The 15,480-nt window shown below is 74.7% G+C and carries 15 protein-coding genes; 6 read left to right on the top strand and 9 right to left on the bottom strand.

Annotation, left to right across the window (positions count from 1 at the left end):
- Positions 1 to 17 precede the first annotated feature (17 nt).
- Positions 18 to 923 (bottom strand): LysR family transcriptional regulator, encoded by a 906-nt coding sequence (locus tag ABTW95_RS27590; protein WP_500227799.1) that lies wholly within the window; start codon positions 921 to 923, stop codon positions 18 to 20.
- 70 nt (positions 924 to 993) lie between these two features.
- On the opposite strand from ABTW95_RS27590, the gene ABTW95_RS27585 reads away from it, so the two are divergent.
- Together ABTW95_RS27585 and ABTW95_RS27580 are read left to right on the top strand one after the other, a co-directional pair.
- Positions 994 to 1,797 carry a tyrosine-protein phosphatase gene (locus ABTW95_RS27585; RefSeq protein ID WP_500227798.1) on the top strand — a complete coding sequence of 268 codons (804 nt, stop codon included), beginning with the start codon at positions 994 to 996 and terminating at the stop codon, positions 1,795 to 1,797.
- Positions 1,798 to 2,115: 318 nt separating this feature from the next.
- The gene (locus tag ABTW95_RS27580; protein ID WP_396449901.1) at positions 2,116 to 2,658 is read left to right on the top strand and encodes a DUF1062 domain-containing protein; all 543 of its coding nucleotides are present in this window, start codon (positions 2,116 to 2,118) and stop codon (positions 2,656 to 2,658) included.
- A gap of 185 nt (positions 2,659 to 2,843) precedes the next feature.
- Here the strand turns inward: ABTW95_RS27580 and menD are convergent, their stop codons facing one another.
- The 3 genes from menD to ABTW95_RS27565 form a co-directional block, all read right to left on the bottom strand.
- Positions 2,844 to 4,511, bottom strand: coding sequence for a 2-succinyl-5-enolpyruvyl-6-hydroxy-3-cyclohexene-1-carboxylic-acid synthase (gene menD, locus ABTW95_RS27575; protein WP_396449902.1), 1,668 nt, complete (start codon positions 4,509 to 4,511; stop codon positions 2,844 to 2,846).
- The gene (locus ABTW95_RS27570; RefSeq protein ID WP_500227823.1) at positions 4,508 to 5,437 is read right to left on the bottom strand and encodes an o-succinylbenzoate synthase; all 930 of its coding nucleotides are present in this window, start codon (positions 5,435 to 5,437) and stop codon (positions 4,508 to 4,510) included. Before ABTW95_RS27570 ends, menD begins: the two co-directional genes overlap by 4 nt.
- Positions 5,438 to 5,534: 97 nt before the next feature.
- Positions 5,535 to 6,434, bottom strand: a complete 900-nt coding sequence (locus tag ABTW95_RS27565) for a 1,4-dihydroxy-2-naphthoyl-CoA synthase (protein WP_396449903.1) — start codon at positions 6,432 to 6,434, stop codon at positions 5,535 to 5,537.
- Positions 6,435 to 6,545: 111 nt separating this feature from the next.
- On the opposite strand from ABTW95_RS27565, the gene ABTW95_RS27560 reads away from it, so the two are divergent.
- The 3 genes from ABTW95_RS27560 (at position 6,546) to ABTW95_RS27550 (ending at position 10,437) form a co-directional block, all read left to right on the top strand.
- The gene (locus ABTW95_RS27560) at positions 6,546 to 7,703 is read left to right on the top strand and encodes an AMP-binding protein (RefSeq protein ID WP_500227797.1); all 1,158 of its coding nucleotides are present in this window, start codon (positions 6,546 to 6,548) and stop codon (positions 7,701 to 7,703) included.
- Between the two features lie 52 nt (positions 7,704 to 7,755).
- Complete coding sequence (locus ABTW95_RS27555) at positions 7,756 to 8,781, top strand: cation diffusion facilitator family transporter (RefSeq protein WP_500227796.1); 1,026 nt, start codon at positions 7,756 to 7,758, stop codon at positions 8,779 to 8,781.
- A gap of 255 nt (positions 8,782 to 9,036) precedes the next feature.
- Positions 9,037 to 10,437 (top strand): RNA polymerase sigma factor, encoded by a 1,401-nt coding sequence (locus ABTW95_RS27550; RefSeq protein ID WP_396449906.1) that lies wholly within the window; start codon positions 9,037 to 9,039, stop codon positions 10,435 to 10,437.
- A 109-nt stretch (positions 10,438 to 10,546) separates the two neighbouring features.
- On the opposite strand, the gene ABTW95_RS27545 is transcribed toward ABTW95_RS27550, so the two are convergent.
- The gene (locus tag ABTW95_RS27545) at positions 10,547 to 11,470 is read right to left on the bottom strand and encodes an ABC transporter permease (RefSeq protein ID WP_500227795.1); all 924 of its coding nucleotides are present in this window, start codon (positions 11,468 to 11,470) and stop codon (positions 10,547 to 10,549) included.
- A 47-nt stretch (positions 11,471 to 11,517) separates the two neighbouring features.
- Positions 11,518 to 12,501, bottom strand: a complete 984-nt coding sequence (locus tag ABTW95_RS27540) for an ATP-binding cassette domain-containing protein (protein WP_396449908.1) — start codon at positions 12,499 to 12,501, stop codon at positions 11,518 to 11,520.
- 117 nt (positions 12,502 to 12,618) lie between these two features.
- On the opposite strand from ABTW95_RS27540, the gene ABTW95_RS27535 reads away from it, so the two are divergent.
- On the top strand, positions 12,619 to 13,191 hold the full coding sequence (locus tag ABTW95_RS27535; protein ID WP_500227794.1) for a MarR family winged helix-turn-helix transcriptional regulator: 573 nt from the start codon (positions 12,619 to 12,621) through the stop codon (positions 13,189 to 13,191).
- On the opposite strand, the gene ABTW95_RS27530 is transcribed toward ABTW95_RS27535, so the two are convergent.
- Genes ABTW95_RS27530 through nirD form a run of 3 tightly spaced genes read right to left on the bottom strand, consistent with a single transcriptional unit; the run spans position 13,143 to position 15,445 of the window.
- Positions 13,143 to 13,877, bottom strand: coding sequence for a sirohydrochlorin chelatase (locus tag ABTW95_RS27530; RefSeq protein WP_500227793.1), 735 nt, complete (start codon positions 13,875 to 13,877; stop codon positions 13,143 to 13,145). The genes ABTW95_RS27535 and ABTW95_RS27530 overlap by 49 nt on opposite strands.
- Positions 13,870 to 15,081 carry a uroporphyrinogen-III synthase gene (locus ABTW95_RS27525; RefSeq protein ID WP_500227792.1) on the bottom strand — a complete coding sequence of 404 codons (1,212 nt, stop codon included), beginning with the start codon at positions 15,079 to 15,081 and terminating at the stop codon, positions 13,870 to 13,872. The genes ABTW95_RS27530 and ABTW95_RS27525 overlap by 8 nt, the downstream gene beginning before the upstream one ends.
- Entirely contained in the window at positions 15,065 to 15,445 is a 381-nt protein-coding gene (gene nirD / locus ABTW95_RS27520) for a nitrite reductase small subunit NirD (protein WP_500227791.1), read from the bottom strand. The genes ABTW95_RS27525 and nirD overlap by 17 nt, the downstream gene beginning before the upstream one ends.
- Between the last annotated feature and the right edge of the window lie 35 nt (positions 15,446 to 15,480).

The raw sequence follows: 15,480 nt of genomic DNA, 5'->3' as shown, positions 1-15,480 counted from the left end.
GATCACCGGGCGGGCGCTCAGTCCCCCGCCCACCCGGTGATCCGCCGCACCTCGGCGACCAGCCGCGACACCAGCGACTCCGGGGCCCGCGCCGTCCACACCACGGCCAGGTACGAGGGCGCCGCGTCCACCACCGGCACCCACCGGACCCTCGGCGCCGGGAAGTATGCGGCCAGCGGCTCGGGCGCCAGCCACACCCCGCGCCCCCGCGCCACCAGGATCAGCCGGTCCTCGATCCGCTGCGCCGCCGGACCGCGCAGCGCCGGCCGGCCGTCCGGACGCGGCTCGGCCAGCCAGTGCCGCAGCACGTCCTGCGACACCACCACCTTCGGCACGATCACCGGCTCGTCCGCCAGGTCCGCCAGCACCACCGGCTCCCGTGACGCCAGCCGGTGCCCTTCCGGCAGCGCCACCATCCTCCGGTCCTCGCGCACCTCGGCGTACCGCAGGCTCCCGTCGCCCGCCGGCGTCCACAGGAACGCCGCGTCCGCCCGGCCGCTCGCCAGCAGCTCCAGTTCCTCCGGCAGCGTCGACACCGTCACCAGCTCGATCACCACGCCCGGGACCGCCGCCTCCATCGCCTCGGCGACCTCGATCGCGAACTCGGCCGTCGCGTGCGGCTTGCACACCAGCCGCAACCGGCCCGCCTGCCCCGCGGCGACGGCCCGCACCCGCTCGACCAGCGCATCGGCGTCCGCGATCACCGCTTTCCCGCCCGCAGCCAGTTCCTCCCCCGCGGGAGTGAGCAGCACACCCCGCGAGGTGCGCACCAGCAGCGTCACCCCGAGCGCCCGCTCCAGCTGCCTGATCTGCGAGGACACCGCCTGCTGCGCCAGATGCAGGCGACTCGCGGCCCGTGTGATGCTGTGCTCCTCACTGACGGTGAGGAAGGAGCGCAATTGGTAGAGGTTGAGAGCGGTCACGGCCCAATTCTCGTCAACGGCGCCACCCGCGCAAATCGCCGGCCACCGCCGCGCTATAAGGTCATAAGTCATGGACGGTGGCACACGGTGGATAGAACTGGACGGTGCGGTCAACGCCCGCGACCTCGGCGGACTCCCCACAGCCGACGGACGGACCACCAGGCGGGGCCGCGTGCTCCGCTCCGACAACCTCCAGGACCTCTCCGTCGCCGACGTCCGCGTCCTCCTCGACGACTACGCCCTCAAGAACGTCATCGACCTGCGCAGTGAAGCCGAGGTGCGGCTCGAAGGCCCCGGACCCCTCACCCGCATACCCTCCGTGACCGTCCACCAGCTGTCGCTGTTCCCCGAAGCCGGCAGCCGCACCGACGTCGTCGCCGGGGCGGACGCCGGCACCGACGCCGACGCGGGCGCCGACGTGGACAGGGCGCTCCCCTGGCGGGACGAGCGCCCGGCCGGCCACTACCTGGGCTACCTCACCGACCGCGGCGACTCCATCGTCGCCGCCCTCCGCGTCATGACCCGCACCGACGGCTCCTCCCTGGTGCACTGCGCGGCCGGGAAGGACCGCACCGGCGTCGTCTGCGCCCTCGCCCTCGACGTCGCCGGCGTCACCCGCGAGGCCATCGTCGCCGACTACGCCCAGACCGGGGAACGCATGGAGGCCGTCCTGCGGCGGCTGCGCGCCAGCGACACCTACGCCGCCGACCTCGACTCCCGCCCGGCCGGGGCCTACGTGCCCCACGCCGCCCTCATGGAAAAGCTCCTCGCGCGCGTCGACGAGGAGTTCGGCGGGACGCTCGGCTGGCTCGCCGGCCACGGCTGGACCCCCGAGGACACCGAGGCCCTCCGCGACCGCTTCCTCGCCCCCTGAACCTCCGCAGGCGGAGCCGCAGGCCCCTGCCTGGGCGAGTTCGTCCGTGGGAGGCAGAGGGCCGTCCGGAAAACCGTTTGAGCCCTCCTCACGCGTTCCCGTAGGTTGCCTTCGGCCCCCGTCGCAGCGAGGACAGAGGACGAACCGCGTGACCCCGCCTGCTCTCCAGACCTGACACCTTCTTCCGCACACCTGTAGCCGACGCGCTCGTCGGTTCCGCCGGGCTGCCCGCGTGCGCCCGGTCATACAGCGTTCGAGGCCGCGCGCAATCGGCCTCGTGTCAGGTCCAGAGAGATCATGTCTTCACAACCTCATACTGTGCTGCGCTGGGTCGTCCGCCGGACCAGGCTGCCGCTGCTGTCCGCACGCTGCACGGACTGCCTTTCGGAGTCGGCCACCGCCGGCGAGGGCAGGTTCCGCGTCAACGCCAACGGCAAGCTGCTGTCGGTCTGGCTGCCGGCCCGCTGCACGGACTGCGATCGCACGACCAAGCTCACCGTCCACGAGCGGGTTCCGGTCAGATCCTTCGATCCGGTCCTGCTCGACGGCTACCGCGCCAACGATCCGGAACTGGTGGCGTCCACGCTGCTCGATCCGCTGTTCGCCCGGCGCAACCGCGTCACGCTCGACTGGACGGGAGCCTGGCGGCTCCACGTACCGCCGGCCCGTCCCGCCGACGAGGCGTGGCCGGTGCGGGTACAGGTCGTCTTCGACGACCCGGTGCCGGTACGCCCGGACCGGCTCATCGCACGCGCGCTCGGCCTCAGCAGGAACGAGGCGCTGCGCCGGATCAAGTGCGACGTCCCGATGCGGCGGCCGACCGCCACCGGATTCACCTTCACCGTGATGCCCGCGGACTAGCGGGAAAGAGGCCGGGCGGGCCACGTGGCCCGCCCGGCCTTCGCATCTGCGACGACCGACGAGGGGCTGCTGCCTTGGTGGATGTTCTTGTGGTGCTGGTGTGGTTGGGATGCACACCGCCCAGCACCTTTACATTGTAAGTTTTTGCTGGGACATGAGTGCCGCCGCGGCGGCGCCGCGGCTCCTCAGGTCAGGGTCGCGCGGACGGCGGCCTGGGCGGCCTTGCGCATGTCGGCGTGCAGGGCCGCGTTCGCCTCCCTGTCGGTGCGGGCCTCGATGATCCGCAGCCCCTCCCCCGCCATCGCCTTCGGCAGGTCCGCGGCCGCCTCCAGCCGCCGGTACGGGACGCCGTGCGCGGCCGCGATCCCCTCCACGTCCACCTGGTGCGGGGTGCCGAAGATCCGCTCGAACGGGCCGCGCAGCGCCGCCTGCGGCAGCAGCGAGAAGATCCCGCCGCCCCGGTTGTTCACCACGATCACCGCCAGGTCGGGGCGCCGGTCGTGCGGGCCGACGACCAGGCCGTTCTGGTCGTGCAGGAACGCCAGGTCGCCGAGCAGCGCATAAGAGCGGCCGCTGTGCGCGAGCGCCGCGCCCATCGCCGTCGAGATCAGCCCGTCGATGCCGCTCGCGCCCCGGTTCGCCATGATCCGGATGCCGCGGCGCGGGCGCATCACCTGGTCCAGGTCCCGGATCGGCATGCTCGACGCGGTGAACAGCAGCGACCCGCCCGGCAGCCCCGCCACCAGGTCGCGGGCCAGCCGCGGCTCGCTCACCTGCGGCACCGCGTCCAGCACCGCGTCCACCGCCGCCGCCGCGGCCAGGTCCGCGGCCCGCCACGACTTCAGCCACGCGTCGTCGCCCGACACCACCGGGATCTCCACCTCCGGCGCCACCTGCGTCGCCGACCGCACCGGGTCGGGCCAGCGCGCCAGGTCCGGGGCGAGGACGATGTGCTCCTCGGCGCGGCGCAGCAGCGACAGCAGCGGCCGCGACAGCCCCGGCTTGCCGAGCGTCACCACCACCTCGGGGCGGTGCCGCTCCACGAACTCCGGGACGCCCAGCAGGAAATGGTGCGACGACAGGGCGTGGTCGCCGTAGCGGGCGTTGCCGTTCGGCTCGGCCAGCACGGGCCACCCGGCCATCGACGCAGCCGCCACGTACCGCTTGACGTTCGACGCCCCGTCCCCCACCACCAGCACGCCGCGGCGCGTCGGCGGGACGTGCAGCACCGAACCCGGCGTCGCCGGCCGCACCTTCGTCCACGCGCCCGTCGCGTCGCCGTCGAGCGGCTCGCACCACGTCTCGTCGCCGTCGGGGATCAGCGGCTCGCGGAACGCCGCGTTCAGGTGCACCGGCCCCGGCGACGGCGCCTGCGCCACACCCCACGCGCGGCTGGCCAGCGACCGCCAGTACGCCACCATGCCGGGGCGGTTCTCCGGCACGCCGACCTCGGTGCTCCACCGCACCGCCGTCCCGTACAGCTTCACCTGGTCGATCGTCTGGTTCGCGCCGGTGTCGCGCAGCTCCGGCGGCCGGTCCGCGGTGATCACGATCAGCGGGACGCCCGACTCGTGCGCCTCGATCACCGCCGGGTGGAAGTTCGCCGCCGCCGTCCCCGACGTGCACACCAGCGCCACCGGGCGGCCCGAGCGCTTGGCCAGGCCCAGTCCGAGGAACGACGCCGACCGCTCGTCGATCCGCACGTGCAGCCGCAGCCGCCCGGACTCCTCGGCGGCCTGCAGCGCCAGCGCCAGCGGAGCCGACCGCGACCCCGGCGCCAGCACCGCGTCGGTCATCCCGCTCCGCAGCAGCTCGTCGACCAGCACGGTCGCCAGCGCGGTCGCCGGGTTCACGGCGCCGCCCCGATCAGCTCCGGCCCGCCCAGGTGCCGCTGCGCGGCCAGGGCCCGCTCGCGCCACCCCCCGGCGGGAGCCTCCCAGCGGCGCAGCGCCTCCTCGTCCACCTCGGGGCGCCGCACCTCGATCTCGCCGGCCACCGGGCGCAGCGGCTCGCGCACGACGTCGCCCTCAAGAAGCGACAGCGTGCCCAGCCCGCACGCGTAGCGCAGCTCCGGCAGCGCCGCGGCCAGCGCCACCCCCGCCGCCAGGCCCACCGACGTCTCCACCGCGCTCGACACCACCACCGGCAGCCCGCACGCCTCCGCGACCCGCAGCGCCGCCGCGACCCCGCCGAGCGGCTGCACCTTCAGCACCGCCACGTCGGCGGCCTCCGCCGCCCGCACCCGCAGCGGGTCCTCGGCGCGGCGGATCGACTCGTCCGCCGCGATCGGCACGTCCACCCGCCGCCGCACCGCCGCCAGCTCCTCCAGCGTCGCGCAGGGCTGCTCGGCGTACTCCAGCCCCCACCGGTCCAGCGCCCGGATCATCCGGGCGGCGTGCCCGACGTCCCAGCCGCCGTTCACGTCGATGCGCACCCGGCCGTCCGGGCCGAGCGCGTCGCGGACGGCCTCCACCCGCGCCATGTCGTCGGCGTCGGTCTGCCCGCGCTCGGCGACCTTCACCTTCGCGGTGCGGCAGCCCGACTCCTTGGCCAGCGCGTGCGCCCGCTCCGGGCCCACCGCCGGGATCGTCGCGTTCACCGGGATCCGGTCGCGGACCGGCGCCGGCCAGCCGTCGCGGGCGGCCTCCCGCGCGGCGGCCAGCCAGCGGGCGCACTCGGCCGGGCCGTACTCGGCGAACGGCGAGAACTCCCCCCAGCCGGCGGGGCCCCGCACCAGGACGCCCTCCCGCCGCGTCACACCGCGGAACCGCGTCCGCATCGGGATGGAGAAGACCCGCACCCGCCGAACCCCCTGAGCTGCCGATTGCCTGCCCGCCGAATGACGGTATTCCGGATCACACCGTGCGTATGGACACTTAGTAGTACCACGGGAAACGCGACCAATCGGGGTCGCGCTTCTCCAGGAACGAGTCGCGGCCCTCGGCCGCCTCGTCGGTGCCGTAGGCCAGCCGCGTCGCCTCCCCGGCGAACACCTGCTGCCCGACCAGCCCGTCGTCGACCAGGTTGAACGCGAACTTCAGCATCCGCTGCGCCGTCGGGCTCTTGCCGTTGACCTTCCGCGCCCACTCCAGCGCCGTGGCCTCCAGCTCGGCGTGCGGGACGACGGCGTTGACCATGCCCATCCGGTGCGCGGCCTCGGCGTCGTAGGTGTCGCCGAGGAAGAAGATCTCGCGGGCGAACTTCTGCCCGACCTGCCGCGCCAGGTACGCCGACCCGAACCCGCCGTCGAAGCTCGCCACGTCCGCGTCGGTCTGCTTGAACCGGGCGTGCTCGCGGCTCGCGAGCGTCAGGTCGCACACCACGTGCAGGCTGTGCCCGCCGCCCGCGGCCCAGCCCGGGACCACGCAGATGACGACCTTGCCCATCATCCGGATCAGCCGCTGCACCTCCAGGATGTGCAGCCGCCCCGCCCGCGCCGGGTCGATCGTGTCGGACGTCTCGCCCTCGGCGTACTTGTAGCCGTCCTTGCCGCGGATGCGCTGGTCGCCGCCCGAGCAGAACGCCCAGCCGCCGTCCTTCGGCGACGGCCCGTTGCCCGTCAGCAGCACGCAGCCGATGTCGCTGGACATCCGCGCGTGGTCCAGCGCCCGGTACAGTTCGTCCACCGTGTGGGGGCGGAACGCGTTGCGCACCTCCGGGCGGTCGAACGCCACCCGCACCGTGCCGTGGTCGACGGCCCGGTGGTAGGTGATGTCGGTGAAGCCGAACCCCTCGACCTCTTTCCACGCGTCCGCGTCGAACAGCTCCGAGACCATGTGTTCCTCTCCCTGGTGCCCCGCGCCGGCCGGGGTCGCGGGCGGTCGCGACCCATTCAACCGCCCCGCCGTTTGAACGCGTTCAGCGGGGTCGTCTACGCTGAGGAGATCATGGACCGCCCGCTGCACGCCGTCGTCCTGCCGCCCGGCCCCCGCCTGCTGGACGCCCTGGCGGACGCGCTCGGCGGCGGCCCCGCGATCTGCCCGCTCTCCCCCGATCTTCCCGCACCGGCGCTGCGCGGTCTGCTGGACGCGCTGGCGCCCGACGCGGTCGAGACCCCGGACGGGCTCCTCCCCCGCCCCGGCGCGCACCCGCCCGTGGACGCCGGCACCGCCGTGCTGATCGCCACGTCCGGCTCCACCGGCGCCCCCAAGTTCGTCGAGCTGTCCGGGGACGCGCTGCGGCACTCCGCCGCCGGGACCCTCGCCCGGATCGGGGCCCGGCCGGGCGACCGGTGGCTGTGCTGCCTGCCCACCAGCCACATCTCCGGCGTCCAGGTCCTCGTCCGCTCCCTCGTCGCCGGCACCGACCCGGTCATCGCGCCGCGCTTCGACGCCGCGGCCGCCGCGCGCGCCGACGGCCTCCACGTCTCCCTCGTCCCCACCCAGCTGCGCCGCCTGCTGGACACCGGCGCCGACCTGTCGCGGCTCGGCGCGATCGTCCTCGGCGGCGCCGCCGCCGCGCCCGGCCTGCTCGCCGAGGCCCGCGAGCGCGGCGCCCGCGTGTTCACCACCTACGGCATGAGCGAGACCTGCGGGGGCTGCGTCTACGACGGGACGCCCCTGGACGGCATGCGCGTCGCGCTCGGCGACGGCGGCCGCATCCGGCTGGCCGGCCCGTCCCTGTTCACCGGGTACCGGCTGCGCCCCGAGCTGACCGCCGAGGCCAGGGACGGCGACTGGTTCGTCACCCAGGACCTCGGCGCGATCGAGGACGGCCGGCTGCGCGTCCGCGGCCGCGTCGACGACGTGATCAACACCGGCGGGGAGAAGGTCGTCGCCGGGGAGGTGGCCGCCGCGCTGTCGCGCCACCCGGGCGTCCGGGACGTCGTCGTGGTCGGGCGGCCCGACCCCGAATGGGGCGAGCGCGTCACCGCCGTCGTCGTGCCCGCCGCGTCCGCCGCGCCGCGGCTGGCCGAGCTGCGCGCCCTCGTCCGCGAGACGATGCCCGCCTGGGCCGCGCCCCGCGAGCTGGAGCTGGTGGAGGCGATCCCGCTGCTGGCGTCGGGGAAGCCCGACCGCGCCCGCCTCCGCGCCCCCGCGCCCTGACCGCCCGGCGCGCCCGCGCATGACACGGTGACGGGGCGGGGAGAGGACGACCATGGCCGGACAGCGCAGCGGGCAGGCGAACGGCGGGGGCAAGGAGAACGAAAGCCGCCTCACCGTCCTGCTCGCCTTCGGCGCCAACCTCGGCATCGCCGTCGCCAAGGGGTTCGCCGCGCTGGCCACCGGGTCGGCGTCCATGGCCGCCGAGACCGCGCACTCGGTCGCCGACACCTTCAACGAGCTGCTGCTTCTCGTCGGGCTGCGCCGCAGCGGCCGCCCCGCCGACCGCCGCCACCCCCTCGGCTACGGCAAGGAGCGCTACATCTGGACGCTGCTCGTCGCCGTCGCGATCTTCGGGATGGGCGCGCTGTTCTCCTTCTACCAGGGCGTCCAGACCTTCACCGGGCATCGGCCGGACGAGGAGTCCGGCACCCTCGTCGCCTTCGCCGTGCTCGGCGTCGCGTTCGCGCTGGAGGCGGTCTCCTGGCAGCAGGCCCTCCGGCAGGTCCGGGCCGCCGCCCGCGCGGAGGACCTGCCCGTGATCGCCCACATCCGCCGCACCGACGAGCCGACCTCGGTCAGCGTCCTGCTGGAGGACTCCGCGGCCCTGATCGGCGTCCTGATCGCCGCCGCCGCGCTCGGCCTGCACCGGCTGACCGGCTCGGCGGCCTGGGACGGCGCCGGATCCCTGCTCATCGGGGTGCTGCTCACCGCCGTCGCGCTGATCCTCGGCCGCATCAACCTCAACCTGCTGACCGGCTCCCAGGCCGACCCGCGGATCGTCGCCGACGTCCGCGCCCGCCTCGGCGGGGCCCCCGAGGTCGAGTGGGTCGTCGACATCATCACCGTCACGTTCGGCACCGACCGCGTCCTCGCCTGCGCCCGGCTGGACTTCCGCGACGACCTCACCGCCGCCGACATCGAGCGGGCCTGCGTCCGCATGGCGCACGAGCTGCGGGACGCGCACGAGGAGATCGACGAGGTCTTCCTCGAACCCGTCCCCCGAGACGACCCTGACCTGCGCGAACGGGTCATCGCGCGTTATGGTCGGACTCTGCGGCAGAAGGACTCCGGCGGGTAGTGGCCTTCGTCACGCCGTCACCGCCCGGCGCCTTTACGCAGTAAGGTCGGATCGATTCAGGTCAGACCGCATGAAGCGGCCCATCGCGGGCACCAGCAGCTTCTGGATCGTTCCTCCGCGATCCCCCGGCGGGCCGCCGGTCCCGCGGCCGCGGGAACAATGCCCCGGCCGTGCGACGTTCCGTTAAGTGCGTGCGCCACCAGCGAACACACAATCCGCGCCGCACTCACACACCGAAGGGAGGGGGGTGTCCCCATGCCGCGTAGCGCCGTCGAGACCCCGCTCACGGAGTCGGCGGGCCCCGCGCTCAACGAGCTCCTCAAGCGTGGCCGTGCCCAAGGGCGCCTCTCGCTCGACGAGGTGCGGGGGGCCTTCGAGAGCGCCGGGCTCAGCCCGGCCCAGGGCCGTTCCATCCTGCGCGAGCTGTCCGAGGCCGGCATCAGCCTGGCGGGCGAGTCCGACACCGTCCGCAAGACGGCCGCGGCCGCCGACCACGACGGCGGGGAGACCGCCCAGGCTACGGCCGCCCCCGCGAAGAGGCGCGCGCCCCGCAGGGCTTCGGGCAAGACCCCCGGCAACGCGGGCGAGGACGCGGACAAGGACGCCGGCAAGGACGGCAAGGCGGGCGGCAAGGGCGCCGGCCGGGCCGCGAAGCGCGGCGGCGACGCCGCGGACGCGGCCGACGAGGAGTTCGAGGTCACCGAGGTCGAGGCCGCCGACACGCCCACCGACCTGGACGACCAGTCCACCGCCATGGGCGACTCCGTCCACACCTACCTCAAGGCCATCGGCCGCCGCCAGCTGCTCACCGCCGAGCAGGAGGTCGAGCTCGCCAAGCGCATCGAGGCCGGCCTGTACGCCGAGCACAAGCTGGAGAACGAGGACCTCTCCCCCGACCTGCGCGCCGACCTGGAGTGGATCGCCGCCGACGGCCGCCGCGCCAAGGCCCACATGCTGGAGGCCAACCTCCGCCTGGTGGTGTCGGTCGCCAAGAAGTACTCCGACCGCGGCCTGTCGCTGCTGGACGTCGTCCAGGAGGGCAACCTCGGCCTGATCCGCGCCGTGGAGAAGTTCGACTACTCCAAGGGCTACAAGTTCTCCACCTACGCCATGTGGTGGATCCGGCAGGCCATCCAGCGCGGCTTCGCCGACTCCGCCCGCACCATCCGGCTGCCGGTGCACGTGCTGGAGATGCTCAGCAAGCTGAGCCGCGTCGAGCGCGACATGCACCAGCGGCTCGGCCGCGAGCCCACCCCGGAGGAGCTGGCCGCCGAGCTGGACAAGAGCCCCGAGCAGGTCCGCGAGCTGCTGCGCACCAGCCGGCAGCCGATCAGCCTGGACTCCACCATCGGCGAGGACGGCGAGACCCGCATCGGCGACCTCATCGAGGACACCGACAGCCCCGAGGCCTCCGAGCTGGTCGACCGCCAGCTCATGGCCGACCAGCTGCGCCGCACCCTCGACATCCTGTCCCCGCGCGAAGCCAAGATCATGGCGATGCGGTTCGGGCTGTACGACGGGACGCCGCGCACCCTGGACGAGATCGGCAAGGCGCTCGGCCTGACCCGCGAGCGGATCCGCCAGCTGGAGAAGGAGTCGCTGTCCAAGCTGCGGCACCCCAGCAACGCCCGCCCGCTGCTGGACTTCGCCGTCTGACCTCTCCCGCGCCGCGGGGAAGGCCCGCCCGGCCGCTCGGCCGGGCGGGCCTTCCCCGTCTCCGTCCGGCCTCGCGGTCAGCCGGCGCGGCGGTCAGCCGGCGCGGCGGTCAGCCGGCGCGGCGGAACTCCACGATGGCCACCAGCATCAGCCCGAGGCCCATGCCGAGGACGATCAGGATCTCCAGCCAGATCGGCACCGTCCAGCCGCCCCACGTGACGCCCGGGTCGAAGGTGCGCAGCAGCCGCTGCGAGACGTCCAGGTGCGCGAACACCACGTGCCGCATCGGGTCGACCGCGTAGGTCAGCGGGTTGAACCGGGTCAGCACGCTCAGCCACGTCGGCAGCCCGTTCAGCGGGTACAGCGCGCCCGACAGGAACATCATCGGCATCATCGCCATCTGCATGAGGCCGAAGAACGCCTGCATCTGGGTGATCCGCGCGGCCATCATCACCCCGAACCCGGTCAGCGCGAACGCCCCGATGAACATCAGGCCGATCAGCTGCAGCATCAGCGCCGGGTCGTAGGGGACGCCGGCCAGTGGCGCGAGCATCACGATCACCACGCCCTGCAGGGTCGCCACGAGCGCGCCGCCGACGCACTTGCCGATCACGATGGCGCTGCGGCTGACCGGCGCCACGAGCATCTCGCGCAGGAACCCGAACTCCCGGTCCCAGACGATCGACCCGGCGGAGAACATCGCGGTGAACATCACCGACATCGCGCACACGCCGGGGTAGATGAAGGTCTTCAGATCGACGTTTCCGGCCGGGCCGCCGCCGCTCGTCACCAGGTTCGACAGGCCGGTGCCCATGACCAGCAGCCACAGCACCGGCTGGACCAGGCCGGACACCATCCGCAGCTTGTCCCGCCAGAACCGGATCAGCTCCCGGTGCAGGACGATCTTCACGGCGCGCAGGTCCTGCCGCAGGCCGCGGTCGGGCACCCGGACCCGGACGACCTCCGGAGCCGCCGCCTTCTCCGCGGTGCCCGCCATCGCCGCCTCCTCGTCCGCCGCCGTCGGCCCCGTCATCGCCCGTCCCCGCATCGCCCGCCCCCGCATCGTCCTCGTCCGGCCCGTCATCGCCGCGCCGCGCGCATCGCCATCCGCATCCGGTCGTTCCCGGTCGCCTCGGCGTCCCGGATCGTGCTGCCGGTGAACGACATGAACACGTCGTCCAGCGACGGCCGCGCCACGTTCACCGACCGGATCGGGACGCCCAGCTCGGCGAACAGCCGCGGCACGAACGCCTCGCCGGAGACCACCGAGAACGCCACCGCGCCCTCCGACACGACCGCCTCCAGGTCGAAGCGCTCCTTGATCGCGGCGATCGCCGCCTCGTCGTCGGCGGTCTGGATGCGGACCCGGTCCCTGCCCACGCCCGCCTTCAGCGCCTCCGGGGTGTCCAGCGCCACGATCCGCCCCGAGTCCATGATCGCGATGCGCTCGCAGAACTCGGCCTCGTCCATGTAGTGCGTGGTCATGAAGATCGTGATCTCCTCGGCGGCCTGAAGCTGCCGGATGTACTCCCAGATCGACGCGCGGGTCTGCGGGTCGAGGCCGACGGTCGGCTCGTCCAGGAACAGCACCCGCGGCGAGTGCAGCAGGCCGCGCGCGATCTCCAGCCGACGCTTCATCCCGCCGGAGAAGGTCTGCACCAGGTCCTCGCGGCGGTCCCACAGCCCGACCATCTCCAGGACCTGCCGGATGCGGGCGCGGGTCACCGACCGCGGCACCCCGTACAGCTCGGCGTGGAAGCGCAGGTTCTGCTCCGCCGACAGGTAGCCGTCCAGCGTGGGGTCCTGGAACACCAGCCCGATGTTGCGGCGGACGCTGTCGCGCTCGGCGACCACGTCGTGCCCGGCCACCAGGGCGCGGCCGCCGGTCGGCCGCAGCAGCGTGCAGAGCATGTTGATCGTCGTGGACTTGCCCGCGCCGTTCGGGCCGAGGAAACCGAAGATCTCCCCCGGCCGCACGGTGAACTCGATCCCCCGCACGGCCTCCACGTCGCCGAACCTCTTGATCAGGCCGTCGACCTCGACGGCGGGTCCCCCGTCCGGCATGGGGCCTCCCCTCCGCATGGAGTGCACACCCATATTTTGGGCCCTCCAACGGTAGGAGTACCCTATCTCTCACGTCAAGAGAAATAGGCAGGGCCAAGCAACCCCCGAGGAGCGGGCGTGACGGATCAGCCGGACCCCATGTACGACTCGCCCACCTACCTGATGTTCGAGGCGGTGCGGCTCGTGCGGCGCACCGGGGCGCGGATGTTCCCCGGCCAGCCGCGGCTGCCCCACCTGCTCGTCCTGTGGTGCGTCGCGCGGTCCGGGCCGCTGTCGCAGCGCGAGGTCGCCGAGCGGCTCCGCATGGACGCCGGCGACCTGGTCGGCATCGTGGACGCCCTGGAGAAGGCCGGGCACGTCGAGCGCCGCCGCGACCCCGAGGACCGGCGCCGCTACGCGCTGGACGCCACCGAGGACGGCCGGCTGTTCCTCGGGGAGAGCCTGGCCGCCCGCGCCCGCCTCAACGAGGTCCTGTTCGCGCCGCTGTCACCGGACGAGCGGCGCCAGTTCCGGGAGCTGCTGCTGCGCCTCCTGGCCCACCACGACGACCGGTTCGCGGCCCCCGAACGGGACGGGGCGCGGCGGCGGGGGGCGGCGCAGGGCGGCGGCGCCGTCCCCCCGCCGGGCCGGGAAGAGGCCGGTCAGCGCACCGACACCGGCTCGTTCATGCGCGACAGCGCCTCGTCGTAGCGGCGCAGCACCAGCCGCGCCGCGGCGTCGTGCGCCCCGATCGGCGCGGCCACCGCGTCGGCGCCGCACGCCCGCACCCGGTCCAGGAACCGGCCCGGCGCCAGCAGGTACGTCGCCACGGCCACGCGCGCCGCCCCCCGCCGCCGCAGCCGCGCGACGGCCTCGTCCAGCGCCGGCCCGCCCGCGGCGACGAACCCGCAGGTGACGGGCCGCCGCAGCCGCCGCGCCAGCAGCTGGGCGGCGGCCCGCACGTCGACGGCCCCGGCCGGATCGGCGGACCCCGCCGCGCCCCGGACGCCGGCGTCGGGGCGGCGCGGCGGGGTCCGGGTCCGCGCGCACTCCGCGAGCCGGCCGGCGAGGGCGGCGGCCAGCAGCGGGTCCGGTCCGAGCGGCCGGGCCGCCACCGCGCCCGGCAGCAGCCGGGCCGCCCGCTCCGGGATGTCGATCAGCGCGTGGTAGCCGCGCGCCAGCATCAGCGGCACCACGACCACCGGGCCGCCGCCCGGCGCGAGGACGGACGCGGCCTCCTCCAGCGACGGCTCCGCCAGCTCCCCGTACGCCTCGGCGACCCGCAGGCCCGGCCGCATCGCGCGCACCCGGCCGAGCAGCTCCCGGACCACCGCGGGGCCGGCCGGGTCGCGCGTCCCGTGCGCGACGGCCAGCAGCGCCGGGCCCCGGTCAGCCACCGGCGCCCGCCGTGATCCGGTCGGCGAGGCGCGGGTCGCACGCCAGCCGGTAGCCGCGCTTGACGACCGTCTCCACGATCCCCGGCCGGCCCAGCCCGCGCCGCAGCCGCGCCACCGCCATCTCCACCGCGTGCTCGTCGGCCTGCGGCCGCGCGTCCCTCCCGCGCGGCGCGCCGACCCCGGCCGACCGGCTCGGCAGCGCGCCGCACAGCTCCGCCCGCGACACCACGTGCCCGGGACGCCGCGCGAGCGCCCGCAGGATCGCCATCGGCGCGGGCGCGATCGGCCGCAGCTGCCCGTCCAGCACGACGGCGTGCCCGCGCAGCTCCAGCGACGCCCCGCGCACCGACAGCCGCCGCGACCGCCGCCCCGGCAGCCCGGTGACCAGCGCGCGGACGAGCGCGCCGAGCCGGGCGCGCTCCGGCTGGACGGTCGGGACGCCGCGGCCGGTGAGCGCCTCCGCGGTGACCGGCCCGACGCACGCCGCCACGACGTGGGTGCGCATGGCCTCCACCAGGGCCTCCTCCAGCCCGTCGTCCGCCGCCACGGCCAGCGTCGCGTCGACCGCGGGCGCCGAGGTGAACGTGATCGCGTCGACCGTGCCGGCGACCGCCTGGCCGACGAGCCGGCGCAGCGGCGTCGGGTCGTCGGCGCGCGACCACCGGTACACCGGGATCTCGATCACCTCGGCGCCCGCGGCGCGCAGCGCCCCGGTCAGCTCCGGCTGCCGCTCCCCGTACAGCTGCACGGCGATCCGGGCGCCCGCCAGGTCCTTGCCCAGCAGGTGCCGGGTGACCTCGGCGCACCCCTCCGAGTCCGGCGACCACGCCTCCCGCAGCCCGGCGGACCGGACCGCGCCGCGCGCCTTCGGGCCGCGGGCCACGATGTCCGCGGCGGCGAGCCGGGACACCAGGGCGTCCCGCAGCCCGTGCCCGTCCGCCGTCTCCAGCCACGCCCGGAACCCGATCCCGGTCGTGACGACGACGTGGTCCAGCGGCCCGGCCGCGCACGCCCGCGTCGCCTCCAGCAGCTCGGCGTCGTCGGCGAGCGGGACGAGGCGGATGGCGGGGGCGAGCACGACCCGCGCGCCGCGCCGCTCCAGCAGCGTGGCGAGCTCCTCGTGCCGCCTCGCCGCGGTCACGCCGACCGCGAACCCCGCGAGCGGCTCGGCGAACCCGGCCGGCGGCTCACTGCCGGTGCTCATCGGTGAGCGCCACCTCCACCCGGTCCCCGGCGCGGCGGACCGGGAACACCGGCAGCGCCACCCGCGGATCGTCCAGGCACACCCCGGTCCGCAGGTCGAACACCTGCTTGTACATGGGGGACGCGATGGTCGGCGTCCCGTTCCGGGTGCCGAGGATCCCGCGCGACAGCACGTAGGCGCCGCTGAACGGGTCGAGGTTCGACAGCGCGTGCAGGCCGCCGTCGAAGACCCGGAAGACCGCAACCTGCGTGCCGTCCACCATCGCGCAGACCCCCCGCTCGGGGATCAGGTCGGCGTAGGAGCAGATGTGGAACCAGCGGACCGCCGGGTCCTCGGTGATCGTGGCTTCGGGTGTCGTGGTCATGGTCAGATCCTCCGCAGGAGCGGTTTCGCCGCTGG

Source organism: Spirillospora sp. NPDC127506, from assembly GCF_040302145.1.
Classification (GTDB): Bacteria; Actinomycetota; Actinomycetes; order Streptosporangiales; family Streptosporangiaceae; genus Spirillospora.
Note: the sequence above shows the minus strand (reverse complement) of the source record. Positions and strands in the feature narration are given on the sequence as shown.

Coding starts and splice junctions, on each gene's coding strand:
- ABTW95_RS27565 (WP_396449903.1), bottom strand. CDS start 6,434: ATGGTCTCGGAGCTGTTCGACGCGGACGCGTGGAAAGAGGTCGAGGGG.
- ABTW95_RS27545 (WP_500227795.1), bottom strand. CDS start 11,470: ATGACGGGGCCGACGGCGGCGGACGAGGAGGCGGCGATGGCGGGCACC.
- ABTW95_RS27570 (WP_500227823.1), bottom strand. CDS start 5,437: ATGCGGACGCGGTTCCGCGGTGTGACGCGGCGGGAGGGCGTCCTGGTG.
- ABTW95_RS27540 (WP_396449908.1), bottom strand. CDS start 12,501: ATGCCGGACGGGGGACCCGCCGTCGAGGTCGACGGCCTGATCAAGAGG.
- ABTW95_RS27550 (WP_396449906.1), top strand. CDS start 9,037: ATGCCGCGTAGCGCCGTCGAGACCCCGCTCACGGAGTCGGCGGGCCCC.
- nirD (WP_500227791.1), bottom strand. CDS start 15,445: ATGACCACGACACCCGAAGCCACGATCACCGAGGACCCGGCGGTCCGC.
- ABTW95_RS27560 (WP_500227797.1), top strand. CDS start 6,546: ATGGACCGCCCGCTGCACGCCGTCGTCCTGCCGCCCGGCCCCCGCCTG.
- ABTW95_RS27585 (WP_500227798.1), top strand. CDS start 994: ATGGACGGTGGCACACGGTGGATAGAACTGGACGGTGCGGTCAACGCC.
- ABTW95_RS27525 (WP_500227792.1), bottom strand. CDS start 15,081: ATGAGCACCGGCAGTGAGCCGCCGGCCGGGTTCGCCGAGCCGCTCGCG.
- ABTW95_RS27555 (WP_500227796.1), top strand. CDS start 7,756: ATGGCCGGACAGCGCAGCGGGCAGGCGAACGGCGGGGGCAAGGAGAAC.